The organism is Kitasatospora sp. NPDC006697, assembly GCF_042869935.1.
GTDB lineage: Bacteria > Actinomycetota > Actinomycetes > Streptomycetales > Streptomycetaceae > Kitasatospora.
The window spans coordinates 20,510-36,637 of the sequence record NZ_JBIAGU010000036.1 but is presented as its reverse complement, the minus strand read 5'-3'; the positions used below and the strand labels follow the sequence as shown (position 1 = coordinate 36,637).

Sequence of the window (16,128 nt, the reverse complement as noted above, 5' to 3'; positions counted from 1 at the left end):
ATTGTAACGGAAAGTAATCGTTACAGCGGGCACAGCTTCCGCTTATGGGCGCCGGTCTTCCCTCGGCTCCGTCAGCACGTCGCGGCGGGCGCGGTACTCCTCCTCGTCGATCTCACCGCGGGCGTACCGCTCGCCGAGGACCGTCAGCGCACCGGGGCCGTGGTGGCCGGGACCGTAGGGGCCGATGGGACCGCACCAGCCGGCCCGCCGCCGCCAGACGGTGCGGCGCAGGACGGCGAAGACGACCACCAGGAAGATCAGCCAGAAGAGCGGAAAGAACAGGAACCAGGGGTGCCAGGCGTGGTCGGCCAGCACCGCCGAGGCAGTGGCGTACATGGGGATCCATCTCCTTGCTCACGGCCCGGCCTCCACCGGACCCGTCCCCGTCAGACTCCCGCTGCGGGGCGGCTCGGGCGTCGTCCCGGCGGCGGCAGTCGGCGTACCCCACGGGGAGTAGGCGGAGTGGAGGGCGGTCAGCCTTGGGGACCGCAGGCGGCCCAGACCCGCTTGCCGATGCCGTCCCGGGGGCCGCAGCCCCACTCCAGCGCCAGTTGCTCCACCAGCCAGAGGCCCCGGCCGGATTCGGCCTCCAGCCCGACGGTACGCGGCTGCGGCAGCGCCTCGCTCGCGTCGTGCACCTCGATGTGCAGCAGCCCGGGGGCGAGGTCGAAGCGGACGTTGACCAGCTTGTCCGTCTCCGCGGTGCCGCCGTGCAGGACGGCGTTGGCCACCAGCTCGCTCACCACCAACTCGCCGGTCTCGACGTACAGTCCGCCGTCGGGCCGACAGGCGAGGAAGGCGCGCAGCGCGGCCCGCGCCACCGCCGCCGAGCGCGGGTGGCGGGGCAGCCAGCCCGACCATCCGGTCTCGGTCACGACGGGCGGCCGGTCGAACCAGCGCTCTTCCTCGTCCTCCTCCGACTCGGGTTCGAACGAAAGGGCGGTAACGTCCCGCATGTCGACCTGCTTTCTCACGCCGGGGGTTTGTCGTACTTTCTCGGCGTCCGACTTTTGAAGCTGATTGCCGTGCGCCCAGCGGATATTGACGATCCGTGAGAAAAAGGTGCCTTGTCCGCCTTACTCTTTGGGGGTGAACCACGTCCCCACCGCGTGTGGGAAGAGGGAGGCTGCACGTGGGAGCCAAATCCAGGCCGCTGACGCCCGATCGTTCCGTCCGCCACCTGTTCGGCTTCGAGGTCCGCCGCTACCGCGAGGCGGCGAACATGAGCCTGGAGGGCCTGGCGAGGGTGGTGCGGTACAGCAAGTCGCACCTGTCACGCATCGAGGCGGCGGAGGTGATGATCCCGGAGGAGCTGCCGCCGATGCTGGACGCGGCGTTCGGGACGGACGGGCACTTCGTCAACCTGTACCAGCATGCGCGGAACGAGATTCATCCGGAGCCGTTCCGGCAGCGGATGGAAATCGAGGCGCGGTCGCGATTGATTCAGGAGTACGTGTGTCAGGTCGTTCCGGGACTTCTGCAAACTGAGGACTACGCACGAGCGCAGTTCCGTGCTGGGAATCTCAAGCTAAGTGGTGATCAGCTCGAAGGGCTCGTCATCGCCCGGATGAGCCGTCAGGAACTGCTGCGGGCAGATCCGCCGCCCGAGTACTCCGCCATCCTCGACGAAGCCGTTCTGCGCAGGCCCTTCGGTGGGCCGAGTGTCATGCGGGCGCAGCTCGAACGCCTGGCAAACATGACCCTCACCTCCCATACCGTCATCCAGGTCATGCCGTTCGACCGCGGCCCGTACTACATGGTGGGCGGCTCGCTCACCCTCCTGACCACGGCTGACGGGGGTCAAGTCGCTTGGGAGGAGAGCATCACGACCGGAACGCTGCTGGAGGATCGGAGCGTTGTTGCCGCCCGGCTCCGCGCATACGATCTCCTCAGGGCCTGTGCCCTGTCGCCGAGCGAGTCGGCGGCCTTCATCCGGTCCATCATGGAGGCACTGCCAGAATGAGCACCACCCTCAACCTCTCCCGGGTGGAGTGGGTCAAGTCCTCGTACAGCAGCAACGGCGGGGCTCAGTGCATCGAGTGGGCGCCTCGCGCCGCCACCACCGGCGCCGTCCCCGTCCGCGACAGCAAGGACCCCCACGGGCCTTCCCTGGTCTTCACCTCCACCGCCTTCACCGCGTTCGTCGCCGGCGTCAAGAGCGGCGAGTTCGGCACCGTCTGAGCCACGCCCACCCGAGAGCCCCGGCCGGAACCTCCCCGCCGGGGCTTCGGCGTTCCACAACTCCATTGTCCGGTAACGGCATTTCCTCGTCACGTTGCGGGACATACGATCCGCTCACGACACCGGCACCCTGGAGGCCCACCGATGCCGAACACGATCCCCGATCTGTCCGCACTCAAGTGGATCAAGTCCTCCCACAGTGGCAACGGCGGAGCCAACTGTGTAGAGGTCGCCCCGGCAACCGGTTCCCGACCCCCTGACCACCAGTTACAGAACCGTTGACGATCCGTCACCTCCACCGCAGTACGCTTCCGGTGCCAGGGCGGAGAGACGCATCCGCCCTGCCCGAGGGTGGGGAGAACACCAATGGACGCGGAGCTGATAGCACTCGCCACGACGGCCGGCACGGCGGTCGCCCAGGCCGTCGGCACCGACGCCTGGCACGGCTTCCGCACCGCAGCGGCCCGGCTGTTCCGTCGCGGTCACGCTCCCGAGGCCGAGCAGCAGACCGCCCTCGTCCGGCTGGACCGCACCGCGACCGACCTCGCGAACGCCCAGCCCGAGGCCGCCGGCCAGGCCCGCACCGACATCGCCGCCTCCTGGCGCACCCGCTTCCAGGACCTGCTGGCCGACGCGCCCGCCACCGACCTCCCCGAGATCGCCGACCAGTTGCGCGCGCTGATCGCCCTCGCCGAGCAGGCCCGGGGCGCTGCCACGGCCGGCGACAACAGCATCGTCATCGGCGGCGACACCCAGGTCACCGCCTCGAACAACTCGGTCGCCGGCGTGAACGTGACGATGGGCAACGTGACCTTCGGAAACCCTCTCCCGCCGGGCCCGGCCAACGGCTGACCGCGCCCGGGGGCGCCCCCGCCGCCTACGTCATGGCGGAGCGGGCCTACTTCGCCGCCACACCACCGCCGCCCACGGGCTGGCAGCCCGTCCGCGTGGGCACCGCACCGGCTCTTGCCTCCGCCTTCCAGCAGCGCCCCGACCTGCGCGAACGGATCGACCAGGCCCGGGCCACGCACTCCACCGTCGTCCTCACCCAGGTGCTCTCCGGCGGCGGCGGGGTCGGCAAGACCCAGTTCGCGGCCGACTACGCCCACCGGGCCCACACCACCGGCATCGACGTCATCGTCTGGATCAACGCCGCCGAGACCCAACAGGTGATCACCACCTACGCCACGGCGGCCCAGCACGTCCAGGCGCCGGGCGCCTCGGGCCAGGATCCCGAGACGGACGCCCGCGCCTTCCTCCGCTGGCTGGCGACCACGAACCGCACCTGGCTCGTCGTGCTCGACGACCTCACCGACGTGCGAGGCTGCGAACCGTGGTGGCCGCAACCGCCGTCCGCCACGGGCAACGGCCGGGTGCTGGCCACGACGCGACGCCGCGACGCGCTGGTCTCGGGGCACGGCCGCGCCGTGATCGACGTCAGCACGTACACCGAGGCCGAGGCCTTGGCGTACCTGAGCGACCGCTTCGCGGGCGCCGGGATGGACCACCTGCTGGACGAGGAGACCGGTGCGGTCATCGACGAACTGGGACAGCTCCCCCTCGCCCTCGGGCATGCGGCCGCCTACATGATCAACGAGCAGGTCGCGTGTGCCCGCTACCTCGCCCTGCTCACCGAGCGCCGCTCCAGCCTGCAGACCCTGCTCCCGCCGGAGGCCGACACCGAGGGCTACGGCCGCCAGGTCACCGCCTCACTGCTGCTCGCCCTGGACGCGGCCCAGCAGCGCGAGCCGGTGGGCCTCGCCGTCCCGGCGCTGCGCCTCGCTGCTCGTCTGGACCCGGCGGGGCATCCGGAGAGCCTGTGGAGCACCGAGGCGGTCACCGGGTACCTGACGGAGCTACGGACCGTGCCCCAGGAGCGTCCCGTCAGCCCGGAGGAGGCCCGGGCGGTGCTACGCCTCCTGCACCGCTACGCGCTCGTCACCCTCAACCCCAAGAACGGCCACCGTGCGGTCCGGGTCCATGCTTTGACGGCCCGTGCGGCGCGCGAGACCACTCCTGCGGCCGATACCCGCGCAGCCGTACGGGTGGGCGCAGACGCGCTCTTCGAAATCTGGCCCGAAGAGGACTACTCCGACTTCAATCTCGCGGCCGTCCTCCGTGCCAACACCGAAGCACTGGCCGCCGAGGCTGGCGACGACCTTTGGCAGCCCGACGGCCACCCGGCCCTGTACCGGATGGGAAAGAGCCTTCTGCAGGCCGGCCTCGACACTGCCGCAGTCAGCTACTGGCACGTCATCGCCGGCGACGCCCAACGCTTGCTGGGCCAAGAGCACGCCGACAGCCTCAGCGCCCGGAGCCTCCTCGCCTTCTCCTACTGGCAAGCGCGCCGAACCGACGACGCGATCACCATAGAGGAGCAAGTCCTGGCCGATTACGAGCGAATGCTCGGCCCCAAGCACCCCAACGCCCTCACCGCCCGTACCAACCTCGCCGCCTCGTATCGGCGAGCAGGCAGAACCGATGAGGCGATCACACTGCTGGAGCAGGTCCTCGCCGACCGCGAACGGATACAGGGCGACAAGCACCCCAGCACCATCACGGCCCGGGCCAACCTCGCCGCTTGCTATTGGCAGGTGGGCAGAACCGATGAAGCGATCACCATCGACGAGCAAGTCATCATCGACCGCGAACGGTTTCTCGGCCACAAACACCCCAGCACCATCCTGGCCCGGGCCAACCTGGCCGCCTGTTACCGGCAGGCAGGCAGAACCGGCGAAGCGATCACACTGCTGGAGCAGGTTCTCGCGGATTACGAACAGCAACTCGGCCACGAACACCCCGACACGCTCAATGCCCGTACCGTCCTGGCTGCCTATCACCAGCAGGCAGCCGCTGTGCGCAAGCCCTGGTGGCGCAGCATCTTCCGCTAGCCCCCTCCACCATCTAGATCCGGGTGGCGATCTCCACCGCCGCCCAGAACAGCAGCGCCACTGTCGCCAGCTTCAGCACCAGCGTGACCGCCTTGTGCACCGTCTTCCCGGTCCCCGCCCGGTCCTTCGTCGCGATCAGCACCGTGTCGCCCCCGTCGCCCGCCTGCGGCTCGGGCTTCTGGCCGGAGAGCGTGCCGAGTACGGCGAGCCCGATGCCGAGGAGCAGCACGTAGTAGCCGAGGAAGAGGTGCAGGGACAGGTGCCGCGCGGCGGCCACGGCCTCCGGGCCGTTGCCGTACTTGGCCAGGAACCCCTGGACGTTGGCCTTCAGCAGCGGGCCCGTCGCCCAGTTCTTCGGCAACTGCTGCACGAAGACGACCAGTTGCACCAGCGGGATCACGCTGCCCAGCGAGGCCAGTCCCCTGCGCACGGCCCAGGACGGGTTCTTGCTGGTGGCGACGGCGGTCAGCAGCGCCATCAGCACCAGCGCGGTGCTCGTCACGTACATCACGGCCGCCGGGATGTGCACCGGCGCACTGGCCCCGGCGGCCGCCTCGGCGGGGCCGTTGTACCAGTGCGCATACTGGTGCACCACCTGGCCGTTGACGGTGAGGGTGTCGCTCGAGCCCACGTCGATCGAGCCGTGCGGTCCGACCGTCGTCGGGTCGAAGATGAGCACGTGCCATGGCACGAACCAGCCGATCAGCAGCACCACCGCTCCGGCGGCCATGAGGCGCGCCCGCGTCTTGCGCCGGAGTTTGAAGACCCGGGCGATCTGGTCCTCGGGCTTCAACTGCTTGATGACGTCCTTGGCGAGCAGCGCGGAGACGGCCTCCACCGGATTCGGGTGGTCCGACGTGCTCGGGTGCGGGGTGGGCGCGGGATCGTGTCCGGGGGCCGGGTGGGGGCCGTGCGAGGTGTCCGGCACGGGGTGCGGGCCCGGGATGTCCTGGTCGATGTGGTGGGTGCTGTGGCCGAAGAACATGCCCACCAGGCCGAGCAGTGTCGGTGCGAGCTGCGCGAACTTCTGCGCCCGCTCCGATCTGCGCGAGGTGCCGCCCGCTTCGGGTCTTCGGCCGCGCTTCTCGCTCATCCGTGTTCTCGCCTTCCGCTGCGGCAGGGTAGCGTCCTGAGCTGGGCGGTCGACGTCGCCGGGCCGCGATCCGCGACGGAGCCCAACCACCCGACCCGTCGCCCCGGAGGCCGAATGACCGAGCAGCAGCAGGACCTCGGAACCCAACTACCCTTCCGGGAAGGCAAATACGCGAGGGTCGAGCGCGAGCGGCGGTTCCTCCTCGCGAGCCCGCCCGCGCTCGACAGCGCCACGGCCGTCCGCCGGGTCACCGACCGCTACCTCGACGGCACCCGCCTGCGCCTGCGCCTGGTCGAACTGCGGGACAGCGGTGGCGTCGAGTTGAAGCTCACCCAGAAGGTCGCCGCCGACCGGCCGGGCCCGGTCCAGGGCCTGATCACCAACATCTACCTCTCCCCGGACGAGTACGACCGGCTCCTCGCCCTCCCGGCCGCCACGCTCCGCAAGACCCGCTACAGCTTCCCGCCCCTGGGTGTCGACGTCTTCGACGCCCCGCTGCACGGCCTGGTGCTCGCCGAGGCCGAGTTCGACTCGGACGAGGAGGCCTCGGCCTTCCCCCCGCCGCCCGGCACCCTCGCCGAGGTGACCGACGACCCGCGCTTCACCGGCGGCCGCCTGGTCCGCACCGAGCGGCCCGAACTGCTCGTCTGGCTCGCCGAGTTCGTGGTGTCACCCTGATCAGTCGAGACCCAGGCCGATGATCTCCTCCCCGGGCGGGCAGCGGTACACCAGCTCCGCCGCCCCGCCCGTCGGCCGCACCGCCACCACGAACCGCCCACAGTCCCCCGGTTCGCCGTCGAACGCCACCTCGACCCACAGCTCCTCGCCGCACACCGCCCCACCCGCCACACGTGGCGGGCCGGCCTCGCCGCAGACCTCGCCCAGCAGCTTGCCGATCCGCCGGCCGGACCACCGGCGGCGCTCCGGATCGGCGATATGCAGCCGCCCCCTCGCGCCGAGCAGGACGACCCGCCCCTCGTGCACGTGCGGCCCGCCAGCCACACCGTCGAAGACCCAGCGGCTGCGGTACCAGGGCACCCGGCCGCCGGGGCCGAGCGCGTGCAGGGCGGTGTCCTGCCACAGGTAGCCGCTCTCGCTGATCGCCGTCGTCATCCCGGGCACCGCGGCCACCCGGAGGAAGTACTCCGGCGGCTCGCGGTCCCAAGTCGACGACAGCAGACCGCGCCCGGGCCGCAGGCTCGCGGGAGCCGGCCCGCCCACCGCGGTCAGCGCGCCGGTACCGAGGTCCAAGCAGCCCAGCACCGCCCCGCCCGCCAACCGCTTGCCGCCCACCACCAGGCCGCCGTCCACCGCCGGCGCGACGGACAGCACCAGGATCCCGGGCAGTGCGATCGGCTCCGACCAGGCATCGGCGTCAACCGGCCTGGTCCACAGCGTCGTTCCGCCGTCCTCCCCTCGCCTCGCCACCCGCGCCACGGCCAGCCCGCCGTCGAGGGCGGAAAGGCTCACCGCGTGCGAAGCCACCCCTGGCGGGAGCGAGAGCTCCACCGCCCCGCCCGTCACCGGGAACCGCCAAGCCGACTGGTGCTCCCCGGTGTTCCGCACCGCCAGCACCGACCCGGACGGCGCCGCCGTGGTCATCCCGACCGCCGGCACCCGCTGCCCCGGGATCTCCCACTCCGGCATCTCCAGGAGCCCGCTGACCCCCTCGCGGCTCAGCCGGCCGACCCGGACCGCCTGCCCCTCCCGCAGGGCCACCGGCAAGCCGCCGCACCGCGCACCACCGTTGCCGGTCGACTGCCGCATCATCAGCTCCTCATGCCCGGAGCCACCGGAACGACGCCATCCCGGGTCGTCACCAGCAGCCCACCCGCCACCACGGCCGCTCCCGCAGGCCCGCCGCGCTCCTTTTCGCACCGACGAGTTGATCATTCGCGACCGCCCGCAGCGCGTCAACCCGGAACCGGGCCACCTAAAACCGGTTGCCGGAGTACACGGCCATGCGTCTACTGATCTGCCATGACCGCCATCACCGACACCATGCGCAGCACCTTCCGCGAGCAGGGTTACCTCGTGGTGCCCGGAGTGCTCGGCGAATCCGAACTCGCCGCGGCCCGGGCCGAGGTGGCGGCCCTGCTCGACGCCGAGCCCGCACCCGAGGGGCACGTCGGGCCGTACGCCCTCTGGCCGCGCTTCGACCAGCCGGACCCCCACCCCCTGCTCGACCTCTACCGCCGCTCCGGCATCGTCGACCTTGCCGAGCAGCTCCTGCACCCCGGACTCGGCCGCCGCGAGCCGGACTTCGCCCAGCTGGCCACCACCGTCCCGCCCTGGCCCCACCGGCCCGGCGGCCCGCACGTGGACGGCCTCACCCCCGGCGAACCGGACGGCCGCCCCGGCACCTTCTCCCTCCTCGCCGGCCTCTGGCTCACCGACCACCGGCTGCCCGACCGCGGCAACCTCTGGGTCTGGCCCGGCACCCACCTGCGGTTCGGCGCCTACCTGGCCGAGCACGGCGCCGACGCCCTGGGCCGGGTCGAGGAGTTGGGCCCCGGCCCGTACCCGCGCATCGAGCTCGGCGAGCCGACCCAGGCGACCGGCCCGGCGGGCAGCGTCCTCTTCGCGCACTACCTCCTCGCGCACAACATCGGCAACCACGACGGTGCGGCGGGCGATCCGCGCCGCGAGACGGTCTACTACCGCCTGCACGCGGCCGGCCACCGCAAGCGCTGGCGGGAGGCGGTCACCGATCCGCTGCTGGAGTTCCGCTCGGCGGCAGTCCGGTAACGGCGCTGGCGGTTGACGCGGCGTCAGTCAGCTGGTCAGCCGCCCGCAGTAGGCTGCCCGGACAGGGGATGGGCGAGCGCGTCCACCCGCCGAACGCTGGGGAGTGGACGTTGGATCCGGAGCTGACAGCCCTGGCCGGCACGGCCGGCACGGCGATCGCCCAGGCCGTGGGCACCGACGCCTGGCACGGCCTCCGCGCGGCAGCGGCCCGGGTCTTCCACCGCGGGCACGCTCCCGAAGCCGCCCAGCAGACGGCGTTGGACCGGCTGGACCGCAGCTCGGCCGAGCTGGAGCGCGTCGAGCCCGGCGCCACCGAGCGGGCCCGCGGCCAGGTCGCCTCCTCCTGGCAGACCCGCTTCCGGGATCTGCTCGAGGAGCTCGACGAGGCCGACCGCCACCAAGTCGCCGCCCAGCTGCGCGAGCTCGTCGCCCTGGCCGGGCGCAGCGGCGGCACCTCGGCCGGCGACGACAGCATCGTCATCAAGGGCGACGTGCGGATCGAGGCCCGGGAGAGCTCGGTGGCCGGCGTGAACGTCACGATGGGCGACGTGACCTTCGGAACCCCTCCCCCGCCGGGCGCGAACCAGGGCTGACGGCACCCGGCACCGACCACGTCGAGGCTCTGCGCCGCAGCGCGTGGCGGCAGGATGCGCATCTCCCTGCCGGGCTCCCTGGCGTCGCGGTAGCCTGGATGGCCTCCAGCCAAGGAGAACTGATGAACCGTCTGGGATACCCGTCCTGGTCCATCAACGGCCGCCGATGGGGTGACCTGCTGCACTACCCGCTCTGGCTGCGCGCCGTCGAGCGGATCGACGTGCCGGCGGGCGGGCTGGTGCCCGGGCCGTTGGACATCGCGGACCTGCCGGGGCCGAGCGCGGCGGAGGCCGACCCCGCGCTCGGCGACCAGTGGCGCGAGTGGTGGCAGGCGGCCGTCCTGGAGGCGTTCGCGCCGCGCGACGAGGAGCACCTGACCCTTCCCGGCGCGGGCGTGCGCGCGCCGGACTTCGACGACCTCCCGGACCCGCTGCGCGAACTGGCGCGCCGGCGCTGGGATCCGGCGCTGCTGCGCTGGCACGAGCCGGACGAGTTCGACGAGTCGGGTGCCCCGCGCAGCACCGCGCCGGACGGCGGCAAGCTGGACATCGAGGGCGATGTGGTCCGCGCGGTGGAGGCCGAGATCGGGCAGCGCGCCGAGCCGTTCGTCCTCTCGCTGCACTTTCTGGTGGTCGCCGACGAGGAGATCCGCCGGGCCGGCCCGCGCGAGTTCCTGGTGCCCGAGCGGCTGCGCGGCACCGAGCAGTACCGCCGCTGGCTGCACGGCCTGGTCCGGGCGATCGCCTAGCAACTGCCCTCGCTGTCGGACCCCGCCCGTATCGTGCCGCCATGGCATCCCTCACCGTTCCGCACCTGCGCCTCGAACCCTGGTCCGAGGGCGATCTGGACCTGCTCCGCCGGGCCAACACGCCGGAGATGACCGAATACCTGGGCGGCCCGGAGACCGAGGGGCAGCTCCTCGACCGACACCGGCGCTACCTCGATCCGGAGGCGAACGGAACCATGTTCCGGGTCGTGCTGCTCCCAGGGGGCGAGGTCGTGGGGTCGACGGGCTTCTGGGACCACGAGTGGGGCGGCGAGCCGGCCTACGCGACGGGGTACGGGATCCTGCCGGAGTTCCAGGGGCGGGGCCTGGCGGTGGCGACGACCCTGGCGGTCGTCGCCGAGGCCAGGGCGGACGGCCGGCACCGCTTTCTGCACGCCTTCCCCTCCGTCCACCACCTCGCCTCGAACGCGGTCTGCCGGAAGGCGGGGTTCGCCTTCGTCGAGGAGTGCGAGTTCGAGTACCCCAAGGGGCACTTCATCCGCTCGAACGTCTGGCGGATGGACCTCACGGCCGCCGCCGACCGGTAGCCCCGTAGGCTGACGGCCGGATCGGTGACGAACAGGGAGGGCGCACCATGGCCGGAGAGTTCGACGCGCACGAGCGGCGGATGTGGACGGGCGCGGCCCAGGCGTACGCGGAGAGCTTCGCGGCGCTGTGCGGTGCGACGGCCGGGGCGCTCCTGGACGCGGCCGAAGTCGGCGCCGGAACGCGGGTGCTGGACGTCGGCACCGGGCCGGGCACGGTCGCGGTGGCGGCGCTGGCCCGGGGTGCCGAGGTCGTGGCCGTGGACGCCGAGCCGGGCATGGTGGCGCTGGCCGCCGCGAACGCCCCGGGGGCCGGGGTGCGGCACGCGGTGCTGCCCGAGCTCCCCTTCCCGGAAGGCTCTTTCGACGCCGTGGTGGCCAACTTCGTGGTCAACCACGTGGAGGACCCGTGGGCGGCGCTGGCCGAGCTGCGCCGGGTGGTCCGTCCGGGCGGCCGGCTGGCGGTGACGATCTGGCACGACACCGGCAACCAGTCGATGTCCCTGTTCAACCTGGCGCTGGACGAGGCCGCGGTGGAGCGCCCGGCGCTCCCGACGCTGCCGGTGAACTTCGACCGCACCGCCGACGGGCTGCGCGGGCTGCTGGAGCAGGCGGGCTGGGCCGGGGTGGACAGCGGTGAGCTGGCCTGGACGCACCGGGAGGACCCGGAGGTCTGGTGGTCCGGCGTGGCCCGCGGCGTGGCCAACATCGGCCTGGTGGTGGCCGGGCAGACCCCCGAGGTGCGGGCCCGGATCAAGTCCGCCTACGACCGGCTGGCGGCCGAGCGGGTGGCGGCGGACGGACTGATCGACCTTCCCGCCGTGGCGGTGCTGGCCTCCGGGCAGCGCTGAGCCGCTCACCTCACATACCGCACCACCAGCAGCGCCTCGACGTCCCCGCCGACCGCCTCGTACAGGTGCGGCCCGTCCGCCGCCCAACTCCCGTGGCCGCCGGGCCCCACCAGCTCCGGGGCAGCCGCGCTGCCCACCCGCGCCGTGCCCGCGAGCACGATGATCCGCTCCGTGGTCCCGCTCGCGTGCGCGGCGGACTCCTGCACGGCGCCCGCCCGGATCCGCACCCGGTAGGTCTCCGTCACCGCGTCCGTGCCCTCGAACCGCTCCAGCAGCACAGCGTCCACCGCACGCCCGGAGAGCTCGGCCCGCAGCGCCGGGTCGTCCAGCACGGCGCTCAGCGGCACTTCGAGTGACGTGGTGAGGGCGTACAGCGTCTCCAGGGTGGGGTTGCGCCGGCCGGCTTCCAGTTCGGAGAGCGTGCCCTTGCCGATCCCGGCCCGGCGCGCCAGCTCCGACAGCGACAGCCCGCGCGCCGCGCGCAGCTCCCGCAACCGTGCGCCGACCCGAACGGCCAACTCCATCGCGCCCGTTCCCTTCCCGCAATCCGGTTGATCGGCGATCCCGCACCGCCTATCGTTCCATAAACAGAACGCCGAGCCAACCGAAGGCAGAGCCATGACCTCCGACCAACTCCCTGCCCGTGCCCAGCAGGTCGCCCACGCCCTCGCCGCCGCCGGCGCCGCCGGCCGGGTCCGCGAGCTGGCGGATGCCGCGCGCACGGCCGCCGCGGCCGCCGCCGCCCTCGGCTGCGAGGTGGGCGCGATCGCCAACAGCCTCGTCTTCCTCTCCGAGGACGAACCGGTGCTCGTGCTGACCAGCGGCCGCCACCGCGTGGACACCGCGGCGCTCGCCGAGCGCTGGGGGCGCGGCGAACTCCGGCGCGCGAGCCCGGAGCAGGTGCGCGAGGCGACCGGGCAGGCGATCGGCGGCGTGGCCCCGGTCGGCCACCCCCGCCGGCTCCCGACCGTGGTGGACGAGGCGCTGACGGAGTACCCGCAGGTCTGGGCGGCCGCGGGCACACCGCACACCGTCTTCCCGACCACCGCCGCCGAACTCCTCACCCTCACCGGCGGCCTGCTGCTCCCGGTCGCCGCGTGACGGGCGGGCTGACCGGCCAGGTCGCCCTGGTAACCGGCGGCTCGGCCGGCCTCGGCCGGGCCATCGCCGAGGGCCTGGCCGCCGCCGGCTGCACCGTCGTGGTGTCCGGCCGGTCCCCGGCGTCCTGTCACCGGGCGGCGGCCGGGATCGCCGCCCGCACCGGCGCCACCGCCGAGGGCCGGGCCTGCGACGTCACCGACGAGGACGGGCTGCGCACCCTGGTCCGGCAGACCGTCGACACCCACGGCCGACTGGATGTGCTGGTGACCAGCGCGGGCGTCCAGGCCCGGGGCGAACTGGCGGCACTCGACGCGGCCGCGCTGCGCCGCTGCCTGGAGGTCAACGTCATCGGCACCTTCCTCGCCTGCCAGGCCGCCGTACCGGTGATGCGGGCGGCGGGGTACGGCCGGATCGTCACCCTGGCGAGCGCGCTCGGGCTGGTCGGCGCGGCGGGGCGGGCGGGCTACGCGGCGAGCAAGGGCGCGGTGGTCCAGCTCACCCGCAGCCTCGGCGTCGAGCTGGCCGGCACCGGCATCTGCGTCAACGCCCTCGCACCCGGCCCGTTCCGCACCCCGCTGAACGAGGGCGTCGACAACGACCCGCACGTCCGCGCGTTCCTCGACCACCAGGTCCCGATGGGCCGTTGGGCCGACCCGGCCGAACTCGTCGGCGCCGCACTGCTGCTGGCGAGCCCGGCCGCCTCCTACCTCACCGGCGCGGTGCTCCCGGTGGACGGCGGCTGGACCGCGCACTAGGGGCCGGCCCGGTCAGATGGTCCAGTCGACCGGGTAGTGCACGACGGGGCTGAAGGTGGCCCCCGCGTCCTCGGCCTCCTTGCGGGCGGTCACCACCATCTCCTTGAGCGAGCTCAGCTGCTTCGCCTGCTCGTCGCTCTCCCAGACGCTGACGTGCACCATCGACCCGTCCGGCGAGACACCGGCGTAGAAGTGCAGCAGGCCGGGCAGCGCGGTGATCGCCGGCACCAGGTAGCTGCTGATCTCGATGTTCATCGCGTGGACCTCCGCGTACCGGGCGGGGTCGAAGGTGGCGGTCGAGATGCGGACGACGGCGGTCGCGGGTATCTGCTCGGTGGTCACGGTGGGTCTCCTCACAACACGGGGCACTGACGATCAGTCGGTCTGATGGTGCATCAGACCGGCATCTCCCGTCACCTCCGCCCCGGCCGTGCGCCGGCCGGTGGGTCAGAGCTCCCCGGCCACCGGCGCCAGCGCCCAGTCGAGCGCGAAGTCCGCGACCGCCTCCCAGCCGGGCTCGCCGCAGGTGTAGTGGCTGCGGCCGTCGAACAGCTTGTAGGCGGTGATCGCCTCGGAGTGCTTGGTGTTCTTCACGTAGTTCTCGTGCTGCACGGCGGGCGGCAGGATGTGGTCCTTGCCGCCGGCCACGAAGAGCAGCGGAGCGCGGTCGTCGTTGGCGAAGTTGTACGTGGTCGCGGCGTGCGGGGTGACGTTGGCGAAGCCGCCCTGGAAGAGGATGCGGCCGGAGACCGGGACGGCGTAGCGGTCGTAGACCGCCTTCGACTCCTCCTCGGTGAGGGTGTTGGTGAAGGCGTAGTGGAAGTCCTTCTCGGTGATCGGCACCGCCCGGCTCTTGTTGGCCGGGTTGTGCAGCACCGGGAAGGTGGCCCTGATCTCGCTGAGCGGCAGCGCCCGGATGCCCTTCACCGCCGCGCCGTCGAGCGAGACCCCGGCGCGGCCGTAGCCCGCGTCCAGCAGCAGCTGCACGAAGGCCCCGCCGAACGAGTGGCCCATGATCACCGGCTTGCCGTCGAGCGCGCCGATCACCTCGCACAGGTGGTCGAAGACCTCGCGCACGCCGAGCCCGGCCAGCGGCGAGGGGTCGCGCCGCAGCGCCTCGACGCCGGCTTCGCCGGGCTCGATCCCGGGGTAGCCGGGGGTGATCACCGTCATCCCGCGCTGCTGGTACCGGGTGACCCAGTGTTCCCAGGAGAGCGGGGTCATCCAGAGGCCGTGGATCAGGACGACCGTGGTCGCGGGTGCTTCGTCTGCCATGGGCGACAAGCTACGTCGCCGTGGCGCGGCGGGGTCCGCAGCGCGCCGGAGCGTCACCCCGCCGCGGCGTCAGCCCGCCGCCACCGCCTGGGGGTCCGCCAGGTACGGCTGCCAGGCCAGCTCCGCCGCGCCCGCCAGGCCCGCGTGGTTCAGCGCCGAGGCGAGCACCGGCACCTGGTCGCAGCGCCCCCACAGGCTGCGCCGGGTCACCACCTCGGGCAGCCGCTCGGGCGCGGCGGCCAGCAGGTCCTGGTGCAGGCCGCTGAGCACGATCCGGTCGGGGTTGAGGATGTTGGCGAGTCCGGCCAGGCCCAGGCCGAGCCGGTCGACCACCCGGTCCACGGCGGCCCGGGTGTGCGGGTCGCCGTCGGCCGAGCGGGCCAGCGCCCGGGCCTGGTCCAGCAGCGGCAGCGCCGGGTCGGGCGTGCGCCCGGCGGCGGCGAAGAGCGCGTCCGCGTCGGTCTCCACGTTGAGGCAGCCCCGATTGCCGCAGGGGCAGGGGCGGCCGAGCGGGTCGACCGTCAGGTGGCCGACCTCCAGGGCGAGTCCGGCGCTGCCGGTGTGCAGCCGGCCGTCCACCACCAGCGCGCCGCCGACGCCGACGTGGCCGGAGGTGACCAGCAGCAGGTGGCGGGCGTCCCGGCCGGCGCCGTGCCGGTGCTCGGCGAGCGCGGCCAGGTTGGCGTCGTTGCCGACGGCGGTGGGCAGCGGGCGGCGGGCCCGCGGGCCGAGGTCCTGGGCGGCCATCGCCTCGGCGAAGAGCCGCGCCACCGGGGTGCCGCCGGGCCAGTCGAAGTGCAGGGCGGCGAGCGCGGTGCCCTCCGGCTCGCGGACCGGGTGCGGCAGCGCCAGGCCGGCGCCGAGGCAGCGGCGGCGGTCGGCGCGGACCAGCTCGGCGCCGGCCTCGGCGACGGCGGTGAGCACCCGCTCGGGCTCGGTGCTGGCGGGCAGCGGGTGGTAGACGGCCTCGCCGAGGGCGCCGCCGAGGCCGCCGAGCGCGACCGACAGGCCGTCAGCGTGCACCTGGGCGGCGAGCACCACGGGGCCGTCGGGGTTGGGGGCGAGCCGGTGCGAGGGGCGGCCGCGGCCGCTGCCGATCGGGTGGGCGTCCACGGTGACCAGGCCGAGCGCGGAGAGTTCGGCGGCGACGGCGCCGGCGGTGGCTCTGGTGACGTCGAGCGCGGCGGTGAGCGCGGAGCGGGTCGGGGCCCGGTCGGTGTGGATCAGCTCCAGGGCGGGGCCGAGCAGGCTCCGTCCGCGGTCCGGGGCGGGGCGGCGGACCGGATCGAATCGGCTTGTCGACGTGTGTGGCACTCCTCTATTCTGAC

At 73.1% G+C, this 16,128-nt stretch carries 21 protein-coding genes; 13 read left to right on the top strand and 8 right to left on the bottom strand.

The genetic code is table 11. The annotated features are described in order from the left end of the window. Nucleotides 1-42 precede the first annotated feature (42 nt). Nucleotides 43-336: an SHOCT domain-containing protein gene (locus ACFYNO_RS35005; protein WP_388021579.1), complete on the bottom strand. Its 294-nt coding sequence runs from the start codon at nt 334-336 to the stop codon at nt 43-45. A 137-nt stretch (nt 337-473) separates the two neighbouring features. Continuing rightward, on the bottom strand, nt 474-956 hold the full coding sequence (locus ACFYNO_RS35000) for an ATP-binding protein (protein WP_388021578.1): 483 nt from the start codon (nt 954-956) through the stop codon (nt 474-476). Nucleotides 957-1,132: 176 nt separating this feature from the next. Between ACFYNO_RS35000 and ACFYNO_RS34995 the strand changes: the two genes are divergently transcribed. From ACFYNO_RS34995 to ACFYNO_RS34975, 5 genes are all read left to right on the top strand, one after another. After that, nucleotides 1,133-1,963 carry a helix-turn-helix domain-containing protein gene (locus ACFYNO_RS34995; RefSeq protein WP_388021577.1) on the top strand — a complete coding sequence of 277 codons (831 nt, stop codon included), beginning with the start codon at nt 1,133-1,135 and terminating at the stop codon, nt 1,961-1,963. Further along, nucleotides 1,960-2,181 (top strand): DUF397 domain-containing protein, encoded by a 222-nt coding sequence (locus ACFYNO_RS34990; RefSeq protein ID WP_388021576.1) that lies wholly within the window; start codon nt 1,960-1,962, stop codon nt 2,179-2,181. The genes ACFYNO_RS34995 and ACFYNO_RS34990 overlap by 4 nt, the downstream gene beginning before the upstream one ends. A 144-nt stretch (nt 2,182-2,325) precedes the next feature. Further along, nucleotides 2,326-2,463: a DUF397 domain-containing protein gene (locus tag ACFYNO_RS34985; RefSeq protein ID WP_388021575.1), complete on the top strand. Its 138-nt coding sequence runs from the start codon at nt 2,326-2,328 to the stop codon at nt 2,461-2,463. Between the two features lie 84 nt (nt 2,464-2,547). Further along, nucleotides 2,548-3,033, top strand: a complete 486-nt coding sequence (locus tag ACFYNO_RS34980) for a hypothetical protein (protein ID WP_388021574.1) — start codon at nt 2,548-2,550, stop codon at nt 3,031-3,033. A 95-nt stretch (nt 3,034-3,128) separates the two neighbouring features. Continuing rightward, a complete protein-coding gene (locus ACFYNO_RS34975) occupies nt 3,129-5,072 on the top strand; it encodes a tetratricopeptide repeat protein (protein ID WP_388021573.1) in 1,944 nt (647 codons plus the stop codon). 13 nt (nt 5,073-5,085) lie between these two features. Here the strand turns inward: ACFYNO_RS34975 and ACFYNO_RS34970 are convergent, their stop codons facing one another. Then, complete coding sequence (locus ACFYNO_RS34970; RefSeq protein ID WP_388021572.1) at nt 5,086-6,165, bottom strand: hypothetical protein; 1,080 nt, start codon at nt 6,163-6,165, stop codon at nt 5,086-5,088. Between the two features lie 114 nt (nt 6,166-6,279). Between ACFYNO_RS34970 and ACFYNO_RS34965 the strand changes: the two genes are divergently transcribed. Then, the gene (locus ACFYNO_RS34965) at nt 6,280-6,843 is read left to right on the top strand and encodes a hypothetical protein (RefSeq protein ID WP_388021571.1); all 564 of its coding nucleotides are present in this window, start codon (nt 6,280-6,282) and stop codon (nt 6,841-6,843) included. On the opposite strand, the gene ACFYNO_RS34960 is transcribed toward ACFYNO_RS34965, so the two are convergent. Then, entirely contained in the window at nt 6,844-7,932 is a 1,089-nt protein-coding gene (locus tag ACFYNO_RS34960) for a hypothetical protein (RefSeq protein ID WP_388021570.1), read from the bottom strand. A 213-nt stretch (nt 7,933-8,145) separates the two neighbouring features. Here ACFYNO_RS34960 and ACFYNO_RS34955 point away from each other — a divergent pair, with 213 nt between their 5' ends. The 5 genes from ACFYNO_RS34955 (at nt 8,146) to ACFYNO_RS34935 (ending at nt 11,669) form a co-directional block, all read left to right on the top strand. After that, the gene (locus tag ACFYNO_RS34955) at nt 8,146-8,913 is read left to right on the top strand and encodes a phytanoyl-CoA dioxygenase family protein (RefSeq protein ID WP_388021569.1); all 768 of its coding nucleotides are present in this window, start codon (nt 8,146-8,148) and stop codon (nt 8,911-8,913) included. A gap of 68 nt (nt 8,914-8,981) precedes the next feature. Then, nucleotides 8,982-9,506: a hypothetical protein gene (locus ACFYNO_RS34950; protein WP_388021568.1), complete on the top strand. Its 525-nt coding sequence runs from the start codon at nt 8,982-8,984 to the stop codon at nt 9,504-9,506. A gap of 122 nt (nt 9,507-9,628) precedes the next feature. Next, on the top strand, nt 9,629-10,255 hold the full coding sequence (locus ACFYNO_RS34945) for a hypothetical protein (RefSeq protein ID WP_388021567.1): 627 nt from the start codon (nt 9,629-9,631) through the stop codon (nt 10,253-10,255). 41 nt (nt 10,256-10,296) lie between these two features. Beyond that, nucleotides 10,297-10,821, top strand: coding sequence for a GNAT family N-acetyltransferase (locus ACFYNO_RS34940; RefSeq protein ID WP_388021566.1), 525 nt, complete (start codon nt 10,297-10,299; stop codon nt 10,819-10,821). 47 nt (nt 10,822-10,868) lie between these two features. Beyond that, complete coding sequence (locus ACFYNO_RS34935; protein WP_388021565.1) at nt 10,869-11,669, top strand: class I SAM-dependent methyltransferase; 801 nt, start codon at nt 10,869-10,871, stop codon at nt 11,667-11,669. 5 nt (nt 11,670-11,674) lie between these two features. On the opposite strand, the gene ACFYNO_RS34930 is transcribed toward ACFYNO_RS34935, so the two are convergent. Continuing rightward, nucleotides 11,675-12,193, bottom strand: coding sequence for a helix-turn-helix domain-containing protein (locus ACFYNO_RS34930; RefSeq protein WP_388021564.1), 519 nt, complete (start codon nt 12,191-12,193; stop codon nt 11,675-11,677). Nucleotides 12,194-12,287: 94 nt separating this feature from the next. Between ACFYNO_RS34930 and ACFYNO_RS34925 the strand changes: the two genes are divergently transcribed. Together ACFYNO_RS34925 and ACFYNO_RS34920 are read left to right on the top strand one after the other, a co-directional pair. Continuing rightward, nucleotides 12,288-12,770 carry a YbaK/EbsC family protein gene (locus ACFYNO_RS34925; RefSeq protein WP_388021563.1) on the top strand — a complete coding sequence of 161 codons (483 nt, stop codon included), beginning with the start codon at nt 12,288-12,290 and terminating at the stop codon, nt 12,768-12,770. Further along, nucleotides 12,767-13,525, top strand: coding sequence for an SDR family NAD(P)-dependent oxidoreductase (locus ACFYNO_RS34920; protein WP_388021562.1), 759 nt, complete (start codon nt 12,767-12,769; stop codon nt 13,523-13,525). Before ACFYNO_RS34925 ends, ACFYNO_RS34920 begins: the two co-directional genes overlap by 4 nt. Before the next feature lie 12 nt (nt 13,526-13,537). Here the strand turns inward: ACFYNO_RS34920 and ACFYNO_RS34915 are convergent, their stop codons facing one another. The 3 genes from ACFYNO_RS34915 to ACFYNO_RS34905 all read right to left on the bottom strand — a co-directional run bounded on the left by ACFYNO_RS34915 (nt 13,538) and on the right by ACFYNO_RS34905 (nt 16,114). Next, nucleotides 13,538-13,867, bottom strand: a complete 330-nt coding sequence (locus tag ACFYNO_RS34915) for a hypothetical protein (protein ID WP_388021561.1) — start codon at nt 13,865-13,867, stop codon at nt 13,538-13,540. Between the two features lie 105 nt (nt 13,868-13,972). Further along, complete coding sequence (locus tag ACFYNO_RS34910) at nt 13,973-14,800, bottom strand: alpha/beta hydrolase (RefSeq protein ID WP_388021560.1); 828 nt, start codon at nt 14,798-14,800, stop codon at nt 13,973-13,975. A 69-nt stretch (nt 14,801-14,869) separates the two neighbouring features. Then, nucleotides 14,870-16,114: an ROK family protein gene (locus ACFYNO_RS34905; RefSeq protein ID WP_388021559.1), complete on the bottom strand. Its 1,245-nt coding sequence runs from the start codon at nt 16,112-16,114 to the stop codon at nt 14,870-14,872. Between the last annotated feature and the right edge of the window lie 14 nt (nt 16,115-16,128).

Coding starts and splice junctions, on each gene's coding strand:
- ACFYNO_RS35005 (WP_388021579.1), bottom strand. CDS start 336: ATGTACGCCACTGCCTCGGCGGTGCTGGCCGACCACGCCTGGCACCCC.
- ACFYNO_RS35000 (WP_388021578.1), bottom strand. CDS start 956: ATGCGGGACGTTACCGCCCTTTCGTTCGAACCCGAGTCGGAGGAGGAC.
- ACFYNO_RS34990 (WP_388021576.1), top strand. CDS start 1,960: ATGAGCACCACCCTCAACCTCTCCCGGGTGGAGTGGGTCAAGTCCTCG.
- ACFYNO_RS34985 (WP_388021575.1), top strand. CDS start 2,326: ATGCCGAACACGATCCCCGATCTGTCCGCACTCAAGTGGATCAAGTCC.
- ACFYNO_RS34980 (WP_388021574.1), top strand. CDS start 2,548: ATGGACGCGGAGCTGATAGCACTCGCCACGACGGCCGGCACGGCGGTC.
- ACFYNO_RS34970 (WP_388021572.1), bottom strand. CDS start 6,165: ATGAGCGAGAAGCGCGGCCGAAGACCCGAAGCGGGCGGCACCTCGCGC.
- ACFYNO_RS34965 (WP_388021571.1), top strand. CDS start 6,280: ATGACCGAGCAGCAGCAGGACCTCGGAACCCAACTACCCTTCCGGGAA.
- ACFYNO_RS34960 (WP_388021570.1), bottom strand. CDS start 7,932: ATGCGGCAGTCGACCGGCAACGGTGGTGCGCGGTGCGGCGGCTTGCCG.
- ACFYNO_RS34955 (WP_388021569.1), top strand. CDS start 8,146: ATGACCGCCATCACCGACACCATGCGCAGCACCTTCCGCGAGCAGGGT.
- ACFYNO_RS34950 (WP_388021568.1), top strand. CDS start 8,982: ATGGGCGAGCGCGTCCACCCGCCGAACGCTGGGGAGTGGACGTTGGAT.
- ACFYNO_RS34945 (WP_388021567.1), top strand. CDS start 9,629: ATGAACCGTCTGGGATACCCGTCCTGGTCCATCAACGGCCGCCGATGG.
- ACFYNO_RS34940 (WP_388021566.1), top strand. CDS start 10,297: ATGGCATCCCTCACCGTTCCGCACCTGCGCCTCGAACCCTGGTCCGAG.
- ACFYNO_RS34935 (WP_388021565.1), top strand. CDS start 10,869: ATGGCCGGAGAGTTCGACGCGCACGAGCGGCGGATGTGGACGGGCGCG.
- ACFYNO_RS34930 (WP_388021564.1), bottom strand. CDS start 12,193: ATGGAGTTGGCCGTTCGGGTCGGCGCACGGTTGCGGGAGCTGCGCGCG.
- ACFYNO_RS34925 (WP_388021563.1), top strand. CDS start 12,288: ATGACCTCCGACCAACTCCCTGCCCGTGCCCAGCAGGTCGCCCACGCC.
- ACFYNO_RS34910 (WP_388021560.1), bottom strand. CDS start 14,800: ATGGCAGACGAAGCACCCGCGACCACGGTCGTCCTGATCCACGGCCTC.